The sequence below is a fragment of the Labrenzia sp. OB1 genome, from assembly GCF_001624695.1.
GTDB lineage: Bacteria > Pseudomonadota > Alphaproteobacteria > Rhizobiales > Stappiaceae > Roseibium.
Genome location: NZ_JSEP01000007.1, coordinates 174,379 through 191,602 on the forward strand (window position 1 = coordinate 174,379; position 17,224 = coordinate 191,602).

The following is a 17,224-nucleotide window of genomic DNA, read 5'->3' on the forward strand; positions in this document are numbered from 1 at the left end:
TTCTCCATCCGTTGGCCGACGAGGGTCTATTCGCCGCTGGAGATTTCTATTTTTCTTATAACACGTTCCGGTTCGGGACGTGCGAGGTCGATGGACAAAAGCCCATCTTTCAGGTCGGCACCGAGGATTTCGATCCCCTCGGCCAGAACAAAGGCCCGCTGAAACTGCCGGGCGGCTATACCGCGATGCAGATACTGCCGGGACTTGTCATCCACCTGACGGCCCCGGATGACGAGCTGGCTCTCCTCCACGGAGACATCGAGCTGGTCTCTGGTAAAGCCCGCGACAGCGAGCGTAATGCGGATGGTATCGCCCTGATCGTCCGATTTCGGCAATCTTTCGATATTATAGGGCGGATAACCGTCATTCGCGGCCTTGGAGACGCGATCAAGCACACGCTCGATATCGTCGAACCCGAGCATGAACGGGCTAGAAAACGCTGACATGCGTGTCATCCTCAAAGTCCTTGTCGAAGCGACCTTGCATCCGGACCCTTCTATTAGGCATCCGGACCGGAGCCCACCGGCTCCATTCGCCATTAAATATGGCGCTTCGTTAAATTTGATTCAAGGAGGGGCGTTTTCAGCGCTTTTTGGCAGCCTGTCATCCTGTTGCGGGCAAACATGGTGAACAGGAACCCTTTGATCAAGGCGGCCGGATTTCCCGGCGAGGCGCGCAGTGCAGCTGACCGATCCCGTCTACCGGTTGTCCATGTGCTCACCCTATGGCAAGATCTCCGAAGACATCTGAGCATGATAGGGATTGTTCACGGGCCGGGAGACAGGAGCGGGTTTTGCTTCAGCATCTTTGCAAGAGCCGAGACCGCATGGCGCACAGCCGGTTCGTGGCGTTCATCCTGGTGCATGACCAACCAGCGCTCCGTTGTCAGGCTTTCGACAGGATCCGTGATCCGGAGCAGATCCGGATAGGCATCACCGACAAATGTCGGCAGCAGCATCCGGGCATATCCCTTGCGCACGAGTGACAATGCCAGGGTTGCGTTGTTGACCGTTATATCGACCTCTTCTCCATGGTTCTCCTTGAGCCACAGACCCGTCGGGAAATGCGCCTCCTCCTCCACCAGACCGATCCAGCCGGGCTCGCCGCCGGAAGGAACGACCCTTGCCCGGTAGGCGGCATGTTCGACATGGCCAACCTTTTGTCCCGCCAGCCAGGCCTGTTTTGGCCGGCCGTTCCTGACGCCGATATCGATCTGGCGTCTGGCGACATCGCGATTGCGCAGGTCCGTTAAAAACTCCGGCACCCAATCCGAGCCCGGGGACCAGAAGCCGGCGATGTTGTCGATCAGGAGGCGCGAGGTCCAGCCGCCGGCGGAGATGCGTATCCGGCGACGGACCCTGCCGCTTTCCCGCCAGGTGGCGATGGAGCGGGCTGCCTGATCCATGTCTTCCAGATGCAGAAGCAGATCGCGCCCTTCCGCTGTCAGCTGGTAGCCGCGGGCCTCGCGCTCCACGAGACGCACGTTCAGGCTTTTCTCCAGGGACGATACCCGCCGCCCCAGCGTCGCCGCGCTGACGCCGGTTTTTTCCGCCGCCCCCGAAAGCCCACCTGCCTTGGCGACGGCAAGAAACAGCCGTAAATCTTCCCAACCCATATTTCGTTTCATTTTTGAAAACTCAATTACACTTTGAAAACATGCCAATAACGTCGCTTCATGAGATTGATTGCAAGACACCACGAAAAGCAATCAAATATGAAGAGAACCTGCATGTCCATCCCCCTGCCCCCGCGCTCACAGTCTGCGCGCACGAAAAACGGCGGCCTCGCCTGGAATGACCCACTAAGGGAGCTGCATCCGCACCACGCGGTCTTCTGGCCGGAAGACCTGCCGGAGCATGTGCTGCTTGAAAGGCGGCACATGGCCCGCGCTCTCAGGATCAGAAAACTCTTCTGGAGACGCTTGCTGCGCAGGATGCTCTCCCCCTTTCGACGCGCTGTCCGACGGGTCAGACAGGGCCAGGTCGCCCGGGAGACTGGGTCGATCGTGCCTTCCCGCGAACAGACCTGTCAGGCTTTTCCGCCGAAATGACGCGTCCGTGATCCGGTTCGCCTTGTGCCCGGGGGCAGGACAGGCCAGTCTGGCCACCGGCCCCGCGCCGGTGCCGCATTGCTCATGAATGTTCCCGCATACACGACGCTTCAAATGACCCGCGACGAATTCGATATATTCTGCAGCCGGCTGCCTGCGACCACCCATGTGGTGCAATGGGGCAATGCGTCCGTATGGAAGGTGGGCGGCAAGATCTTTGCCATCTGCTCAAGATGGGGAGACGGCGATCTTCCCCGGTTCAGTTTCAAGTGCTCCGACATCTCCTATGCGCTGCTGATCCAGCAGGACGGCCTGATCCCGGCGCCTTATCTCGCCCGGGCGAAATGGGTGCAGATGGAGGAAGAGGGCGCGCTCGATGATGACAGCCTGAAAGCCTATATCGAGGCCGCGCACAAGATCATCTCGGCGAAGCTGACCCGCAAACAGCGCAATGAGCTCGGCCTTGCCGTCTGAGCGCGCCCTGAAATGGCGGTCGCTCAGGCTCCTCATGCTGGCCGAAATCTCAGCCATGAGCCTATGGTTCATGTCTGCCGCCGTCCTGCCCGATCTGACCCGCGAATTCGGGATTTCCCCGTTCCGGCAGGCCGCGCTGTCCAGCTCCGTGCAGATCGGCTTTGTCGCCGGGGCTCTCGTCTCCGCATTCCTGGGGCTGGCGGACAGGATCGATCCGCGGCGTTTCTTTGCGTTCTGCGCGATCCTTGCCGGTCTTTTCAACGCCAGCCTTCTGGTTGTCGAGCCGGGTGGAGCGGCCTCTATCCTCGCCCGGTTCGCGACCGGCGCCCTGCTTGCCGGGGTCTACCCGGTGGGCATGAAAATCGTCGTCGGCTGGGGACAGAAAGATCGTGGATTTCTTGTTGGCATGCTTGTCGGTGCGCTGACGTTCGGGTCGGCCGGACCGCATCTTCTCGCCCTTCTGGGGGGCACGGACTGGCGCTGGAGCCTGACGGTGGCCTCTATTGCCTCCGCTGCCGGCGGGGTCCTGTGCCTTCTGACCGATCTCGGCCCCTACCACGCCCGCGCCGCACGCATGCAGGTGCGCGCCATCCTGACGGCCTGGACCAACCCGAAGATCCGGTATGCCTATGCCGGTTATCTCGGCCACATGTGGGAGCTTTATGCCATGTGGGCGTGGATCGGCGTGGCGCTCGCCGTTTCCTTTTCCGCGCATATGGGACAGGAGGCGGCCATTTCGCTCTCGCGCCTGATCGCCTTCCTGAGCATCGCGGCCGGTGGCGCCGCCTGTATTGCCGCCGGCCTCGCCGCCGACCGGATCGGCAAGGCGAATATCGCCGTCCTCGCCATGGCCGTGAGCGGCACCGCCGCCATTGCCTCCGCCCTCACCTTCGGCGGCCCCGTCTGGCTGACGATTGTCTGCGTTCTCGTCTGGGGTGCCGCGATCCTTCCGGACTCGGCGCAGTTTTCAGCGCTTGTTGCCGATTACGCCCCGGCGGACCAGGCCGGCAGTCTGATGACCTTCCAGACCGCGCTCGGATTTGCTCTGACGTTCTTCACCGTGCAACTGACCCCGCTCGGCGTCGATCTCATCGGCTGGCCGGGCGTGTTCGCGCTCATGGCCATCGGTCCGGTGTTCGGGATCTGGGGCATGGTGCGGCTGAAACGGCTCGGCTGATTTTCGCAGCGCGCGCCGGGCTCCATGTCGGTCTTCCATCCCCGTCCTCGTCTTCGAGAGGTCCCGGATCTTCGCTTCACTTCGTCCGGGACAGCTGAGGGAGATGCAGGCGCAATGAAGCTGCGGTTACCTCTGGCGCTCCGGCATCACCAGTTCAAACTCCACATGTCCGAAATCCTGGCCATTGATGCGCAGGCTGAGCGCCTGCGTGCCGCCGTAATAAACCCGCGTGGTGATCGGCCGGATAGTATGGATGCGCGCCAGGGAAATGGTTTCACCGGGAGCGAGCCGCAGCTTCGTCCATTTGAATACCTTCGGGGACAGCGTCCCGTTGGCCTTCCTGAAATGCACCAGATAGTCGATCACCAGGTCCTGCGACGTGCCGCCGGTGGAGACAAGATCGGCGGCGAAGGCAACCGCGTCGCCATATGACACCACGGGGCTCTCGATGCTCAGGCCCTCAAGGCGGATCTCCGGCGGATTGAGCCCGAAGGCCGTCAGCGTCGCCGGATGACCCTGCTTGATCAGCGAGCGGCAGGCGTGGCGCACCAGTTTCTCCCGGGTCCTGTCCGCGCCCTTCAGCCAGCGCGCGGCAAGCTCCGCCACCAGATCCGGATGGTCCTTGGCGATGTCGTTCAGATGGTTGGCGACGGAGCGGCGGACGTAATCTTCCGGATCGTCCTTCAGCGCTTCCAGAAGCGGCAGGGTCGGCGACGGATCCTCCACAAGGCGTCTGAGCCGCATTCCCCAGGGAAGACGCGGGCGCGTACCTTCGGAAACAAGGCGGCGGACATGCACGCTCCGGTCTCTCACCCAGGGCGCCATGATCGCAAGCGCCCGGTCCTGATCCTTGTCAAGGAATGGACGGACGTCGAATTCGGCCGTCGCCCTCCTGGTCATTTCTTTCAGGAGCGCAAAGGATTTCTCGAAATCATCGAGACCGGATCTTGAGACGATCATGCCCAGCGGCATGATACCCCAGCCACGGATGCCTTTCTCGTCGCTGCCCCGGTCGAAGGCAATCTCCGTTACCGGATGCAGGACAGCTTCCAGAACGGCAAAGCGTTCGCACAGATTGTCCGGCAGATGGCGATCCGTCACATCGGCAATATGCGCGGCCCGCTGTTTAAGCTCCAGTTGCTCCAGATCTGACAGGATCGCCGCTTCATAGGCCTGCCGGTCGAAGCCTCTCACATGCCGCGCAAAGTGGCCACCAAGGCAACGCACGAGGTCCGGCGAGATATTGTTCTTGAACGGTTCCATGCTCCAACCTCCTTGTCCGTGATCTTGCACCGTATGCCGGAGGAGCACCGCTTCGCCTAGTCCGGCCCGGAGAGCTCCTGACAGCGTCTGTCAGGAGACCGCATTCCGGACGATTGCCGCACCGTATCGAGGCCGGCCAACAAAAAAAGCCACTCCGGTTTTCCGGAGTGGCCAGTTCGGGTCGAAAGACCCGTGTCGGTCCGCCGCTACGGCCCGTTATTCAGGTTCTCAAAGTATCCGGGCGTCAGTCAATCCGGCGACCGGTCTGTGCGTCGAAGTAATGGACATGCTCCGGAGCGACCTTCAGGGTGAGCTTTTCGCCTGCCGGGTGGACCGCATGGCTGGAGACACGCACCACGAGTTCGGGACCGCCTTCCTCGAAGCTGGCATAGATGAAGCTTTCCGCGCCGACCGGTTCGAGAACATTGACGGTAACCTCAAGGGTTAGTCCGCCGCCCGCCGACGCACTGTCCACGACTTCCATGTGTTCGGGACGGATGCCGACGGTGTAGCCGTCCCCGCCCTTGACGTTCGCGCCGGACAGCCCCGTGCCTTTTACCAGTTCCAGGCCGTCGCCATTGGCTTTGACTTCCAGAAGGTTCATCGCCGGCGAACCGATGAAGCTGGCCACGAAGGTGGAGGCCGGATTGTCGTAGACCTCGATCGGCGCGCCGATCTGCTCGATGTTGCCGCCATTCAGAACCACCAGCCTGTCGGCCAGGGTCATGGCCTCGAGCTGGTCGTGGGTCACATAGACACTGGTGGTGCCCAGGGCCCGCTGCAGGCGCTTGATCTCCACACGCATCTGCACGCGCAGCTTGGCGTCGAGATTGGACAGCGGCTCATCGAACAGGAAGGCCGCGGGCTCGCGCACGATGGCACGGCCCATGGCGACGCGCTGACGCTGGCCGCCGGACAGGGCCCGGGGCTTGCGGTCGAGATACTCGCCGATTTCCAGGATGCCGGCGGCTTCCTTCACCCGGCGGTCGATTTCGGCCTTGTCCATGCCCCGGTTCTTCAGACCGTAAGCAAGGTTGTTGTAGACCGTCATATGCGGATAGAGCGCATAGTTCTGGAACACCATGGCGATGTCGCGGTCGGCCGGGTCGACCTTGTTGACCAGACGATCGCCGATCCTGATGTCGCCGGTGGTGATCTCTTCCAGACCGGCGATCATGCGCAGCAGGGTGGACTTGCCGCAGCCGGACGGACCGACCAGCACGATGAATTCGCCGTCGGTGATATCGATGGAGACACCTTTGACGGCCTCCACATTGCCCGCATACACCTTTCGGACGGTGTCGAGAGTAATCGTTGACATTTAATACCTCACTTATCGCTCTCGACGAGCCCTTTGACGAACCAGCTCTGGAAGACGACCACGATCAGGACCGGCGGCACGATGGCGAGGATCGCCAGGGCCATGGCCTCGTTGAAGTCCGGGATCTGCGCGCCCACCCAGACCTGAAGGATCTGCTTGATGCCGCGTACCAGCGTGAACATGGATTCATCGGTGGTGATCAGGGTCGGCCAGAGATACTGGTTCCAGCCATAAACGAACATGATGATGAAGATCGCCGCGATCATCGTCTGGGAAAGCGGCACCAGGATATCCTTGAAGAACTTCCAGGGACCGGCCCCGTCGATCCTGGCCGCTTCCAGCAACTCATCGGGAACCGACATGAAGAACTGGCGGAAGAAGAAGGTGCCGGTCGCGGAGGCGATCAGCGGCACGATCAGGCCCGAATAGGTGTTCACCATGCCGAGCTGCTGCACGATCTCGTAGGACGGCAGGATGCGCACCTCGAGCGGCAGCAGCAGCGTGGCGAAGATCACCCAGAAACACAGCGTTGCCATGGGAAAGCGGAAATAGACGATCGCATAGGCCGCCAGCATGGAAATCACGATCTTGCCGATGGCGAAGCCGAAGCCGAGGATCATGGAGTTCTTGAGCATGACCAAGCCGTTGACTTCCTTAGTGAAGCCACCGGCCTCGAACAGGACCGTCTCGTAGTTCTTGAAGAACTCGCCGCCGGGCGTGAACTGGAGACCCTGCTTGTAGATGGTCAACGCATCGTGGGTGCTGGTCATGAAGGCCAGCACGACCGGGGTGACCATGAAGAAGACACCGAGAAGAAGGATCACGTGGTCCGAGATCTGCAGTCGATTCATTTCAGCTCCCCCGTCAGGTGTAATGCACGCGCCGCTCGATGAGGCGGAACTGGATGATTGTCAGGATGAAGACCATCGCCATCAGGATGACGGACTGGGCCGATGAGCCCCCCAGGTCATTGCCGCGGAAACCGTCCAGATAGACCTTGTAGACAAGGGTGACCGGGTTGTTGCCGGGCTCGTTCTTGACGATGACGTCGATGATGCCGAACGTATCGAAGAAGGCGTAGGTGATGTTGATGATCAGCAGGAAAAATCCGGTCGGCGCCAGCAGCGGAAAGGTTACGGTCCAGAAGCGGCGGAAGCCGGACCGGCAGTCTATGCTGGCGGCCTCCTGAACGGACTTCGAAACACTCTGCAGGCCGGAGAGAAAGAAGATGAAGTTCACCGGGATCTGCTTCCACACCGCCGTGGTGATCATGGCGAAACTGGTGTCGAAATAGTTGACGCCTATCTGCATCTGCCAGCCGAACATGGCGAAGAAATCCACCATCGGGCCAACATGCTGGTCGAACAGAAGGACGCCGATCAGACCGGCGACCGGGGGCGCCACGGCATAGACCCACATCAGCAGCGTCTTGTAGGAGGAGGCCCCGCGCAGAACCTTGTCCGCCTTGACCGCCAACAACAGGGCAAGTCCCAGAGACAGGAAGGTCACGGAACATGTAAACACCGCCGTGAACCGGGCGACGCGGCCGTAATCGGTCGATGTCAGCGTGTCCGTGAAGTTGTCGAGACCGACAAAGGTCGAGCCGAAACCGAACGGATCTTCAAGGTAAAAGGACGATTCGACCGCTTCGGCCGCCGGCCAGAGGAAGAAGATCGCCACGATTGAGAGCTGCGGCAAAAGCAGCAGATATGGCAGCCACGGGGACTGGAAGTGGACTTTTTTCATCGGATTGCGTCTCGACCACCGGGAACGGGCAAAGCGAGCCACCGGTCGACCGGCAAGCCCGCTTCCCATGTATGGGAAATGGGGGCGCGAAGCGTCCCCATCGGGATCAGGTCAACTGCCGATCAGTTGCCGGCGGTCTTGGAGAAACGATCCAGAAGCTTGTTGCCGTCCGCCTCGATCGTGGCGAAAGCATCTTCTACGGAAGCTTCACCGGACAGGATCTTGCCGTATTCGCGGTTCATGACGTCACGGATCTGGACGTAGAACCCCATGCGGTAGCCCTTGGTCCATTCGCCGCCCGGCAGGGTGAGCTGCTTGATGCCGACTTCGGCAGCCGGCGTGCTTTCGTAGTAACCGTCTTTCTTGGCCAGCTCATAGGCAGCGTTGGTGATCGGCACGTAGCCGGTTTCCTTGTGCCACATGTACTGGACTTCCGGGGAGGTCAGGTACTGGTAGAAGGAGGCAACACACTTGTTTTCCTCGTCCGGCTTGCCGGACATGGCGAACAGGGCCGCGCCGCCGATGAACGTGCCGGTGCCGGCGCCTTCAACAGCATCCCAGTAAGGCAGGTAGGTTGCGGAGAACGGGAATTCGACGGTCTTGGAGATACCGCCGAAGGATCCCGAAGATCCGAGCCACATGGCCACCTTGCCTTCGTTGAACGGGGTCTGGTTGTCGCCCCAGCCGGTGCCGTAGTAACCGAACAGGCCATCGTCCAGCCAACCCTTCACCTTGGTGAAGTGGTTCTTGATCGGCTCACCGAAGACAAGCTTGGTGTCCTTCGAACCGTCGTAACCGTTGTTGTTGGTCGCGAACTGCAGGTTATGACGGGACTTGAAATTCTCGGTGAAGATCCACGGCAGGTGAGACTGCGCAAGCGGCACATAACCGGCTTCTTTCAGCTTCGGAGCGATTGCCTCGAACTCTTCCCAGGTCTTCGGCGCCTCGACACCGGCCTTCTTCAGGGCGTCCTCGTTGGTGTAGAGGATCGGCGTGGAGGAGTTGAACGGCATACCGATCATCTTGCCGTCGCTGTCGGCGTAGAAATAGCGGACACCGTCGATGTAATCCTCAATGTCGAAGCCCACACCGGCGTTTTCCAGGATGTCCTGGGCCGGGATAACGGCACCCTTGGCGCCGATGATGGTGGCTGCGCCCGCATCGAAGACCTGCAGGACGTTCGGCTGTTCGCCGGCACGGAAAGCCGCGATACCGGCTGTCAGGGTCTCTTCATACGTGCCCTTGAACACGGGAGTGATCTGGCAGGCGTCCTGAGCATCATTGTAACCATTGGCGATGTCAACGACGACTTCGCCAAGGCGGCCGCCCATGGCGTGCCACCAGGTGATGTCGGTCGCTGCAAAAGAAGCGGAGGAAGTGCCCAAAAGGGCAGCCGCAGCCACCAGGCTGGCGACAGTCTTACGATAAGCCATGTATTTTTGCTCCCATGTATCAGGGCGTCGGGGCCCATGTCAGCAGTTGGTCTCTTTCACGATGCTGAATTGGCTCGATCAGCATCAAAAACGATAACGCCTGCGTTTCGTATTGTTTTCATATGAACGTTATGTGACGCTCATATGAACATTAAAAGACGCCGTGACCGCGTCCGCAAGCAGAAATGGTTTTAAATCTGTAAAACCCGGTTTCCTGTTCATTGCGACAGGCTGTTTGCGGAGTATCGATGGCCCGTCCGGCCTTGCAATTCCCTTGCGTCTGCCCCCTTCGGAAAAACGGGAGAGCACTTTCAAAAAATTATCCGGCAGAAGGTTAGACGGCTCATATGAAGCTTGAGCGTCGTTCATATGAACAGACGGCGACATATTCCCGGGCCTTGCGAATCCACACGGGTTCTGCCTCCCGCACGCCTGCGTGAGGGCCCGCGGGCCGGGGTCAGACCCTTGCCGGACAGACTTAGAGCTTGCCGAAAATCCGGCGTTTGGTGCTGGCGGAGGAATGCAGGATCTTGTTGAAGAGGTAGTGTCTGGCGCGCATGTCCACGAACCGGAGCGCGTATTCCAGCCTGCCGGCCAGGCTCCTGCGGGCCCTTGGTCCCGGGGTCAGATGTCTCACAATGCGGCCTTCGGCGCAGAGCCGTTCGGTCCAGTGGCGCTCCGCGCTCCAGTCGTGAGTGTGCTGCTTGCCCTCATGGGTGAAGCCGAACAGATGGATTTCCGCCTCGGGGTAGAGGTCCAGCAGCTCGGCGATGATCGATGCCCCCGAGGTCGGGTTGCTCTGATCGAGCGCGTCGAACTCCTTCAGATGGGCACGGGCCCTGGTGATGGGACCGAAGCCGAGGTAGCGCGGTTTGCACTCCCGTTCGAACAGCCAGTCAACCCGGCCGTTCTCCTCGATGTCGTTCACCCAGACCTCCGGTGCGCGGTGCAGGGCCAGCGGGTTGATCCGCTTGCTCATGTAGACGCGCGCCCGGTTGAGCATCAGGGCGTCGACCCTCTGGCCCGCCGCCCCGCAGGCCGGCGCGCTGTTGAAGCGCAGCACGAAATCCGCATCGTCGACAAGCGCCGCATCGGCCTGCGAAACAGGTCCGTTGCCGACGATGGAAATCGTTTTGATCGGCCCTATGTCCGGAATACCGCCCGTCATCGCATGTTCCCGATTTTCTCTGACAGGCCGTATAGCAATCCGGCTCCCGACCGGCAACGGCTGTTTGCCGGGGCAGAGGCGGACCGCATTCGGCCTGTGATTTGCAATCAACCTTCCCCGTTATTCCGGACAAGCGCAGCCGTGCTGCGCTTGTCCGGAATAACGGAATGAAGGCACGCCGGTTGCATGAAAGCCGGTTCCGCACGCGGCCGGCTTCCGCTAGGATATGGACCCATGAAATTCTCCTCCGCCTTTCCCCTGAAGAAAGCCCGCGCCCATGAAGTGTGTGGCGACGGCGCGCTGGCGTTTGCCGCCATCAGTGCGGGGCTTTCCGAAGGTACCGTCGTGTGGGTGTCGGAGCACCGGCTGCCGGTGGTGAACCCGGAAGGGCTTTTTCCCTATTGCGACCCCGGCCGGCTGCTTGTCACCCGCGCCGACAGCCATGTGAACGTGCTGGCCAGCACGGAGACGGCGCTGCGCTCCGGGGCTGCGGGACTGGTGGTGGCCGAACTCGGCGCCGCCATCGGCCTGACGGAGGGCCGCCGCCTGCAACTGGCCGCCGAGGCCGGCGGCACCACGGCGCTGCTGGTCATCCCGGAGGGCGCGGGAAGCAATGCGGCGGAAACCCGCTGGCGCTGCGCGGGCCTTCCGCCGGATACAGGCGGGTCTTCCGATCTGCCTCTACGTCAAAATTACCCTCCGCAAAACGGTCCCGACTCGACTCGCTGGCGCTGGTCGCTTATAAAGAACAAAATAGGAACATTGTCTGAATGGATTGTAGGTTGGGATGCAGCGGCGCATCGTGTCATTGTGGTTTCCGAGGCTGGCGGCTGAGCGCTCCTTACGCGCCCGTCCCGTCGACGCGCCCTTTGCGCTGAGCCTTTTCGACCGCAATTCCGAACGCCTTTACGACCTTTGTCCGCGCGCGGAAAGCTTCGGCCTGCAGCGCGGCATGACACTGGTGCACGCGCGCAGCTTCTGCCCCGGCCTTCTGACGCGGACCGCAGATCCGGACGCCGACCAGCGCTTCCTGCGCATTCTGGCAAGATGGGCGACACGTTATTGCCCCTGGGTGGGGCTCGACGGCCGGGACGGGCTTTTTCTGGACGTCACCGGCTCGGCCCATCTTCTGGGCGGCGAGGAGCCGCTTCTGGGCGACATCCGCGCCCGGCTGGCGCGTGCCGGTCTTTCCGCCCGCCTCGGCCTTGCCGGAACGCCGGGGGCAGCCTGGGCGCTGTCACGCTTTTGCGAAGGCATCGCGCCGCCCGGCGAGAACCTGTCGCGCATCGGCCCGCTGCCATTATCGGCCCTGCGCCTTGCCGACCAGACCTGCACCAGCCTGGAGCGGCTCGGCATCGCGACGGTGTCCGACCTTCACAACCTGCCCCGGGCCACCGTCGCCCGGCGCTATGATCCCGATGTGCTGCGCCGTCTCGACCAGGCGCTCGGCGCGGTCGGGGAACAGATCTCCCCCCTGCAGGACGCGCCGGGCTTCGCGGCCCGCCTCACCCTGCCCGACCCCATCGGCCTTCTGGACGATGTGATGGCCGGCGCCCGGCGCCTGATCGGCCATATGTGCACCCAGCTGGACGCGACGCAGAAGGGCGCGCGCATGCTGCGGCTGACCTTCCACCGGGTGGACCAGGAAAACCGCTCGGTCGAATTGCGCCTTGCCCGGCCGATGCGCGATCCGGTTCGCATCGCCGCACTGTTCGAGCGCGGCGTCGGCGCGGTGGATGCCGGCTACGGCATCGACATGATCCGCCTGGAAGCGGTGGAGATCGAGGCGCTCGGCATGCGCCAGCTCGACCGCGCCCAGAACCGGGAAAAGGACAGTCTCGACGATCTCGTCACCCAGCTCGGCAACCGGCTGGGGCTGGACAACATCCTGCGCTTCCAGCCTGTCGACAGCCATATTCCGGAGCGCAGCTTCACGCTCGTGCCCGCCGCCGGGAGCCGCCCCGCCCCGGCCTGGCCGAGCCGCCGCCCCCGCCCCCTCAGGCTGTTTGCACCCGAACCGGTGATCGCCTCCGGCGGCGGGAGCCGCCAGGGACTGGAACCGCCGCCCCGCTTCCGCTGGCGCGGCAGCTTTCTGACAACCATCGGCGCCGAGGGCCCGGAACGCATCACCCCGGCCTGGTGGGAAAACGACGCCGGCTGGCGCGGCGGCCTGCGCGATTACTGGCGCGTGGAAACCGGCGAGGGCCGCCGCCTCTGGCTGTTCCACACGCCCCAGGCACCGCGGCCCCGGGGATGGTTCGTGCAAGGGGAGTTCGCCTGATGCCTTTCTCCTTCGCCGCTTGCGCATTCTCTCCCCCCTTGAGAGGGAGATGTCCCCGCAGGGGACAGAGGGGGGTATCGGCCTGCCGGCAGACGCAGCCTTTCAGAATGCGCCGCACCGCTTCCCCCCCCTCTGTCAGCAGAGCTGACATCTCCCCCTCAAGGGGGGAGAGTGGTGTTCGCCGCGCGGCCAGGAAAATAAAACCGGGTGGAGAAAGGCTGTCTTTCGGCACCGCCTCCCGGCCCATGCGGCGGGACGGAGGTCGGCGATGAGTTCCCTGCCCTCCCCCGGCACGTTCCGCGTCGAGCCTGCGCGCTATGCGGAGCTGTGTGTGACGTCGAACTTCACCTTCCTGACGGGTGCCTCCCATCCGGAGGAGCTGGTGACGCGGGCGGCGGCGCTGGGGCTGGAGGCGATTGCCATTACCGACCGCAATTCGCTGGCCGGCGTGGTGCGGGCGTTTTCGGCACTGAAGGAGATCAAACGCGCGGCGGCGGAAGAAGGTGTGGCCGTGCGTTCGCATGCGCAGACGGATCCCTCCTCCCGCCAGGTCACTACCGCCGCGCCGCCGCTTGCCCTCACCCTGCCCGCGCCGCAAGACCCGGCTGGAACCGCTTCCGAAACCGCCAGCAGTGCTGCCTGTGAGGCCCACTCCGCGACCACGCTCCGCGCCCCCCCGCACTCCGGTCCCCTGAAACTGCCCAGACTGATCGTCGGCGCGCGGCTGGTGCTGCGCGACAGCCCGGTGGAGTGGGTGGCGCTGCCGAGCGACCGGGCGGCCTATGAACGGCTCAGCCAGCTGCTGACCCTCGGCAAGCGGCGGGCGGAAAAGGGCGACTGCCATCTCGATTTCGCCGATCTTGTGACCGCCGCCGCCGGACTGATCCTGATCGCGCTGCCGCAGGTGTCCGGTCCCGTGCATGAATTTTGTAAGACGGCTAAGGATCATATCCGCCGGCTGCGCGAAGCCGTTCCGGGGCATGTGTTTCTGGGTGCCGCACCGCGCTATGACGGTACGGACCAGGCGTGGTTTCGCACCTGCGCCCGGGCCGCTCACTCTCTGGCCGCGCCGATGGTCGCCGTCGGCGACGTGCTGATGCACCATGCCGGGCGGCGGCGGCTGGCCGACGTGCTGACCTGCCTGCGCGAGGGCTGCAGCATCGATCAGATCGGCACCCGTGCCCTGCCCAATGGCGAGCGGCGGCTGAAATCGCCGGCCGACATGGCCCGGCTCTACCGCCACTACCCGGCGGCGCTGCGGCGGAGCATCGAGATCGCCACCCGCTGCAGCTTCGACCTGTCGGAACTTTCCTATGAATATCCGGACGAGATCACCGGCGACGAAAGCCCGCAGGAGCGGCTGGAACGGCTGACGCGGGAGGGCCTGGAGCGGCGCTACCCGCAGGGCGTGCCGGCAAGTGCCGAGGCGCTGGCGGAAAAGGAACTGGCGCTGATCCGCAAACTGAAATTCGCCGCCTATTTCCTCACCGTGCACGACATCATCCAGTTCGCCCGCAGCCGGTACATCCTGTGCCAGGGGCGCGGCTCGGCGGCCAATTCGATCATCTGCTACGCGCTCGGCATAACCGATGTGGGACCGGAGACGATCACCATGGTCTCCGAGCGCTTCATCTCCGAGCACAGGGGCGAGCCGCCGGACATCGATGTCGATTTCGAACATGAGCGCCGCGAGGAGGTGATCCAGTATATCTACGAGCGCTACGGCCGCCACCGGGCGGGGCTGTGCGCCACCGTCATCCATTTCCGCTCGCGCGCGGCGACCCGCGAAGTCGGCAAGGTGATGGGGCTGAACGCCGATGTCACCGCCGCCCTCACCGGGCAGATCTGGGGCAGCTCGAACACCGGTCCGGAGGAGACCCGGGTGAAGGAGATTGGCCTCGACCTCACCAACCCGCGCATTATCCAGACCATCGAGCTGATCCGCGAGATCATCGGCTTTCCGCGCCATCTCAGCCAGCATGTCGGCGGCTTCGTGATCACCCAGGGACGGCTCGACGCGCTGTGCCCGATCGAGAACGCCGCCATGGAAAACCGCACGGTGATCGAATGGGACAAGGACGACATCGACGCGCTCGGCATTCTCAAGGTCGATGTTCTCAGCCTCGGCATGCTGACCTGCATCCGCAAGTGCTTCGACCTCCTGAAGGACCATCACGACCGCGAGCTGACGCTGGCGAGCGTGCCGCAGCACGACACGCCCACCTATGACATGCTGTGCGTGGCCGACGCTGTCGGCGTCTTTCAGGTGGAAAGCCGGGCGCAGATGAACTTCCTGCCGCGCATGCGACCGCGCGTCTTCTACGATCTGGTGATCGAGGTGGCGATCGTGCGGCCCGGACCGATCCAGGGCGGGATGGTGCACCCTTACATCAACCGCCGCCAGGGCAAGGAGAAGATCACCTTTCCCTCCAGAGAGCTGGAGGAGGTGCTCGGCAAGACACTCGGCGTGCCTCTGTTCCAGGAACAGGCGATGCAGATCGCCGTGGTCGCCGCCGGTTTCACCCCGTCGGAGGCGGATAAACTGCGCCGCTCCATGGCGACCTTCCGGCGCATGGGCACCATCGGCCAATTGAAGGAAAAATTCATCACCGGCATGCTGGAGCGCGGCTACCAGCTCGAGTTCGCGCAGAACTGCTTCGGCCAGATCGAGGGGTTCGGCGAATACGGCTTTCCGGAAAGCCACGCGGCGGCCTTCGCCATGCTCGCCTATGTCTCGGCCTATCTGAAATGCCACTTCCCGGCGGAGTTCGCCTGCGCGCTGCTCAACTCCCAGCCGATGGGCTTTTACGCCCCGGCGCAGATCGTGCGCGACGCGCGCGATCACCAGGTGGAGGTGCGGCCCGTGTGCGTCAACACCAGCTCCTGGGACTGCACGCTGGAGCGGCGCGGCGACGGCGCGCTGGCGCTCAGGCTCGGCTTTCGCCAGATCAAGGGTCTGCGCGAGGAAGACGCCGCCTGGATCGTCGCGGCGCGCGGCAACGGCTATCCGGACCCGGAATCTCTCTGGCTGCGCACCGGCGTCGCGCCGGCGACCTTGGAACGCCTTGCCGAGGCCGACGCCTTCGCCGGCATGGGCCTGAGCCGCCGCGCGGCGCTGTGGCAGGTGAAGACCATCCGCAGCCCGAAGCCGCTGCCGCTGTTCAACGATCCCATCGACGGCGAGGCGATCTTCGAGCCGCAGGTCACCCTGCCGGCCATGCATCTGGGCCAGGAGGTGGTGGAGGATTATCTCTCGACACGCCTGACCCTGCGCGCCCACCCGATGGAGCTGCTGCGCCCGCATATCGCGCAGCTCACCCCGCACGACCGGCTGGCCGCGCTCTCTTCGCGTGAGGCGCGCCGGGTCTCCGTCTGCGGGCTGGTGATCACCCGCCAGCGGCCGGGCACGGCGTCAGGCGTGATCTTCCTGACGCTGGAGGACGAGACCGGCGTTTCCAACGTGGTCGTCTGGCCGAAAATCTACGAAAAATACCGCCCCACCGTCCTCGGCGGGCGCCTCGTCAAGGTCACCGGCCGTCTGGAACGCGAGGGCCAGGTCGTGCATCTGATCGCCGACACCATAGAAGACCGCTCCGCCGACCTCTCCCTGCTCGGCCACCCGAACGGCAACGTGCTGGGACAGACGACCGCCAAGACCGACGACGTCCCCGCCCACATGAAACCACCGCCAGCCCCAAAGCCCCGGGCGATGCATCCGCGGGATCAGGCGAAGCGGCTGTTTCCGAGCCGGGATTTTCATTGAGGGGGAAGTTCTAAAACGAGCGGGAAATTGACTTTCGCTGCGCTCCGAACCAACGGCGACACAGCGGGAACTTTGCCGACTTTCGCTGCATGTGTGCCAATGTCCGGTTCAGAGATATGTTCAAAAGCGGGCGGTTTTTTTGGGGGCCATGCTAGCGCCAGAAGCCGCAGCATGGAGCTGTTTTGCCACTCGGTTGACAAAAACAGCTCCCTTATTTAGTTATCATGATAATCAAATAAGGGAAAATCCAATGCCAAGCTCATTATTCATTTTTGCTGAAATCAAACCAAAGCCAGAACACTTCAAGGATGCCCAGAAAGCCATCATCGGCATTCTGGATCAAACCCGGGCTGAAAGTGGTTGCCGCTCGTTCAAGCTATTCGAAGCGCCAGATCAGGATACTTTGTATCTTTTCGAGGAATGGCAAGATCAGGACGCGCTCGATCAGCATCATGCGCAGCCTTACACGTCCGCAGTTTTCAAAGCCTACGAAGGATGGTTGGCGCAACCACCCCATATTCTACCTTTGCATGGCGTGAAATAGCGGC

General features: G+C 62.8%; 15 protein-coding genes. 7 read left to right on the plus strand and 8 right to left on the minus strand.

Annotated features, from left to right (window positions below; genetic code table 11):
* Nucleotides 1-26 precede the first annotated feature (26 nt).
* The gene (locus tag OA90_RS11725; protein WP_068411189.1) at nt 27-455 is read right to left on the minus strand and encodes an Hsp20 family protein; all 429 of its coding nucleotides are present in this window, start codon (nt 453-455) and stop codon (nt 27-29) included.
* Between the two features lie 311 nt (nt 456-766).
* The gene (locus OA90_RS11730; RefSeq protein WP_208986095.1) at nt 767-1,615 is read right to left on the minus strand and encodes a LysR family transcriptional regulator; all 849 of its coding nucleotides are present in this window, start codon (nt 1,613-1,615) and stop codon (nt 767-769) included.
* Between the two features lie 114 nt (nt 1,616-1,729).
* On the opposite strand from OA90_RS11730, the gene OA90_RS11735 reads away from it, so the two are divergent.
* From OA90_RS11735 to OA90_RS11745, 3 genes are all read left to right on the plus strand, one after another.
* A complete protein-coding gene (locus OA90_RS11735; protein ID WP_156510466.1) occupies nt 1,730-2,050 on the plus strand; it encodes a hypothetical protein in 321 nt (106 codons plus the stop codon).
* A 114-nt stretch (nt 2,051-2,164) separates the two neighbouring features.
* Nucleotides 2,165-2,524, plus strand: coding sequence for an MmcQ/YjbR family DNA-binding protein (locus OA90_RS11740; RefSeq protein ID WP_068411197.1), 360 nt, complete (start codon nt 2,165-2,167; stop codon nt 2,522-2,524).
* On the plus strand, nt 2,502-3,701 hold the full coding sequence (locus OA90_RS11745) for an MFS transporter (RefSeq protein WP_068411200.1): 1,200 nt from the start codon (nt 2,502-2,504) through the stop codon (nt 3,699-3,701). Before OA90_RS11740 ends, OA90_RS11745 begins: the two co-directional genes overlap by 23 nt.
* Nucleotides 3,702-3,827: 126 nt before the next feature.
* On the opposite strand, the gene OA90_RS11750 is transcribed toward OA90_RS11745, so the two are convergent.
* The 6 genes from OA90_RS11750 to OA90_RS11775 all read right to left on the minus strand — a co-directional run bounded on the left by OA90_RS11750 (nt 3,828) and on the right by OA90_RS11775 (nt 10,632).
* The gene (locus tag OA90_RS11750) at nt 3,828-4,964 is read right to left on the minus strand and encodes a DNA alkylation repair protein (protein ID WP_068411203.1); all 1,137 of its coding nucleotides are present in this window, start codon (nt 4,962-4,964) and stop codon (nt 3,828-3,830) included.
* Nucleotides 4,965-5,208: 244 nt separating this feature from the next.
* A complete protein-coding gene (locus OA90_RS11755; RefSeq protein ID WP_068411206.1) occupies nt 5,209-6,285 on the minus strand; it encodes a sn-glycerol-3-phosphate import ATP-binding protein UgpC in 1,077 nt (358 codons plus the stop codon).
* An 8-nt stretch (nt 6,286-6,293) separates the two neighbouring features.
* On the minus strand, nt 6,294-7,136 hold the full coding sequence (gene ugpE / locus OA90_RS11760; RefSeq protein WP_068411209.1) for a sn-glycerol-3-phosphate ABC transporter permease UgpE: 843 nt from the start codon (nt 7,134-7,136) through the stop codon (nt 6,294-6,296).
* 13 nt (nt 7,137-7,149) lie between these two features.
* The gene (locus OA90_RS11765) at nt 7,150-8,031 is read right to left on the minus strand and encodes an ABC transporter permease subunit (protein WP_068411212.1); all 882 of its coding nucleotides are present in this window, start codon (nt 8,029-8,031) and stop codon (nt 7,150-7,152) included.
* A 122-nt stretch (nt 8,032-8,153) separates the two neighbouring features.
* A complete protein-coding gene (locus OA90_RS11770) occupies nt 8,154-9,464 on the minus strand; it encodes an extracellular solute-binding protein (protein ID WP_068411215.1) in 1,311 nt (436 codons plus the stop codon).
* Between the two features lie 478 nt (nt 9,465-9,942).
* A complete protein-coding gene (locus OA90_RS11775) occupies nt 9,943-10,632 on the minus strand; it encodes a hypothetical protein (RefSeq protein ID WP_068411218.1) in 690 nt (229 codons plus the stop codon).
* A 234-nt stretch (nt 10,633-10,866) separates the two neighbouring features.
* On the opposite strand from OA90_RS11775, the gene OA90_RS11780 reads away from it, so the two are divergent.
* The 4 genes from OA90_RS11780 (at nt 10,867) to OA90_RS11795 (ending at nt 17,220) form a co-directional block, all read left to right on the plus strand.
* Nucleotides 10,867-11,466 (plus strand): hypothetical protein, encoded by a 600-nt coding sequence (locus tag OA90_RS11780; RefSeq protein WP_068411582.1) that lies wholly within the window; start codon nt 10,867-10,869, stop codon nt 11,464-11,466.
* Nucleotides 11,420-12,913 (plus strand): DNA polymerase Y family protein, encoded by a 1,494-nt coding sequence (locus OA90_RS11785; RefSeq protein ID WP_068411220.1) that lies wholly within the window; start codon nt 11,420-11,422, stop codon nt 12,911-12,913. The genes OA90_RS11780 and OA90_RS11785 overlap by 47 nt, the downstream gene beginning before the upstream one ends.
* 268 nt (nt 12,914-13,181) lie before the next feature.
* Nucleotides 13,182-16,676: an error-prone DNA polymerase gene (locus tag OA90_RS11790; RefSeq protein WP_068411227.1), complete on the plus strand. Its 3,495-nt coding sequence runs from the start codon at nt 13,182-13,184 to the stop codon at nt 16,674-16,676.
* A 148-nt stretch (nt 16,677-16,824) separates the two neighbouring features.
* The gene (locus tag OA90_RS11795; protein ID WP_208986096.1) at nt 16,825-17,220 is read left to right on the plus strand and encodes a putative quinol monooxygenase; all 396 of its coding nucleotides are present in this window, start codon (nt 16,825-16,827) and stop codon (nt 17,218-17,220) included.
* Nucleotides 17,221-17,224 lie beyond the last annotated feature (4 nt).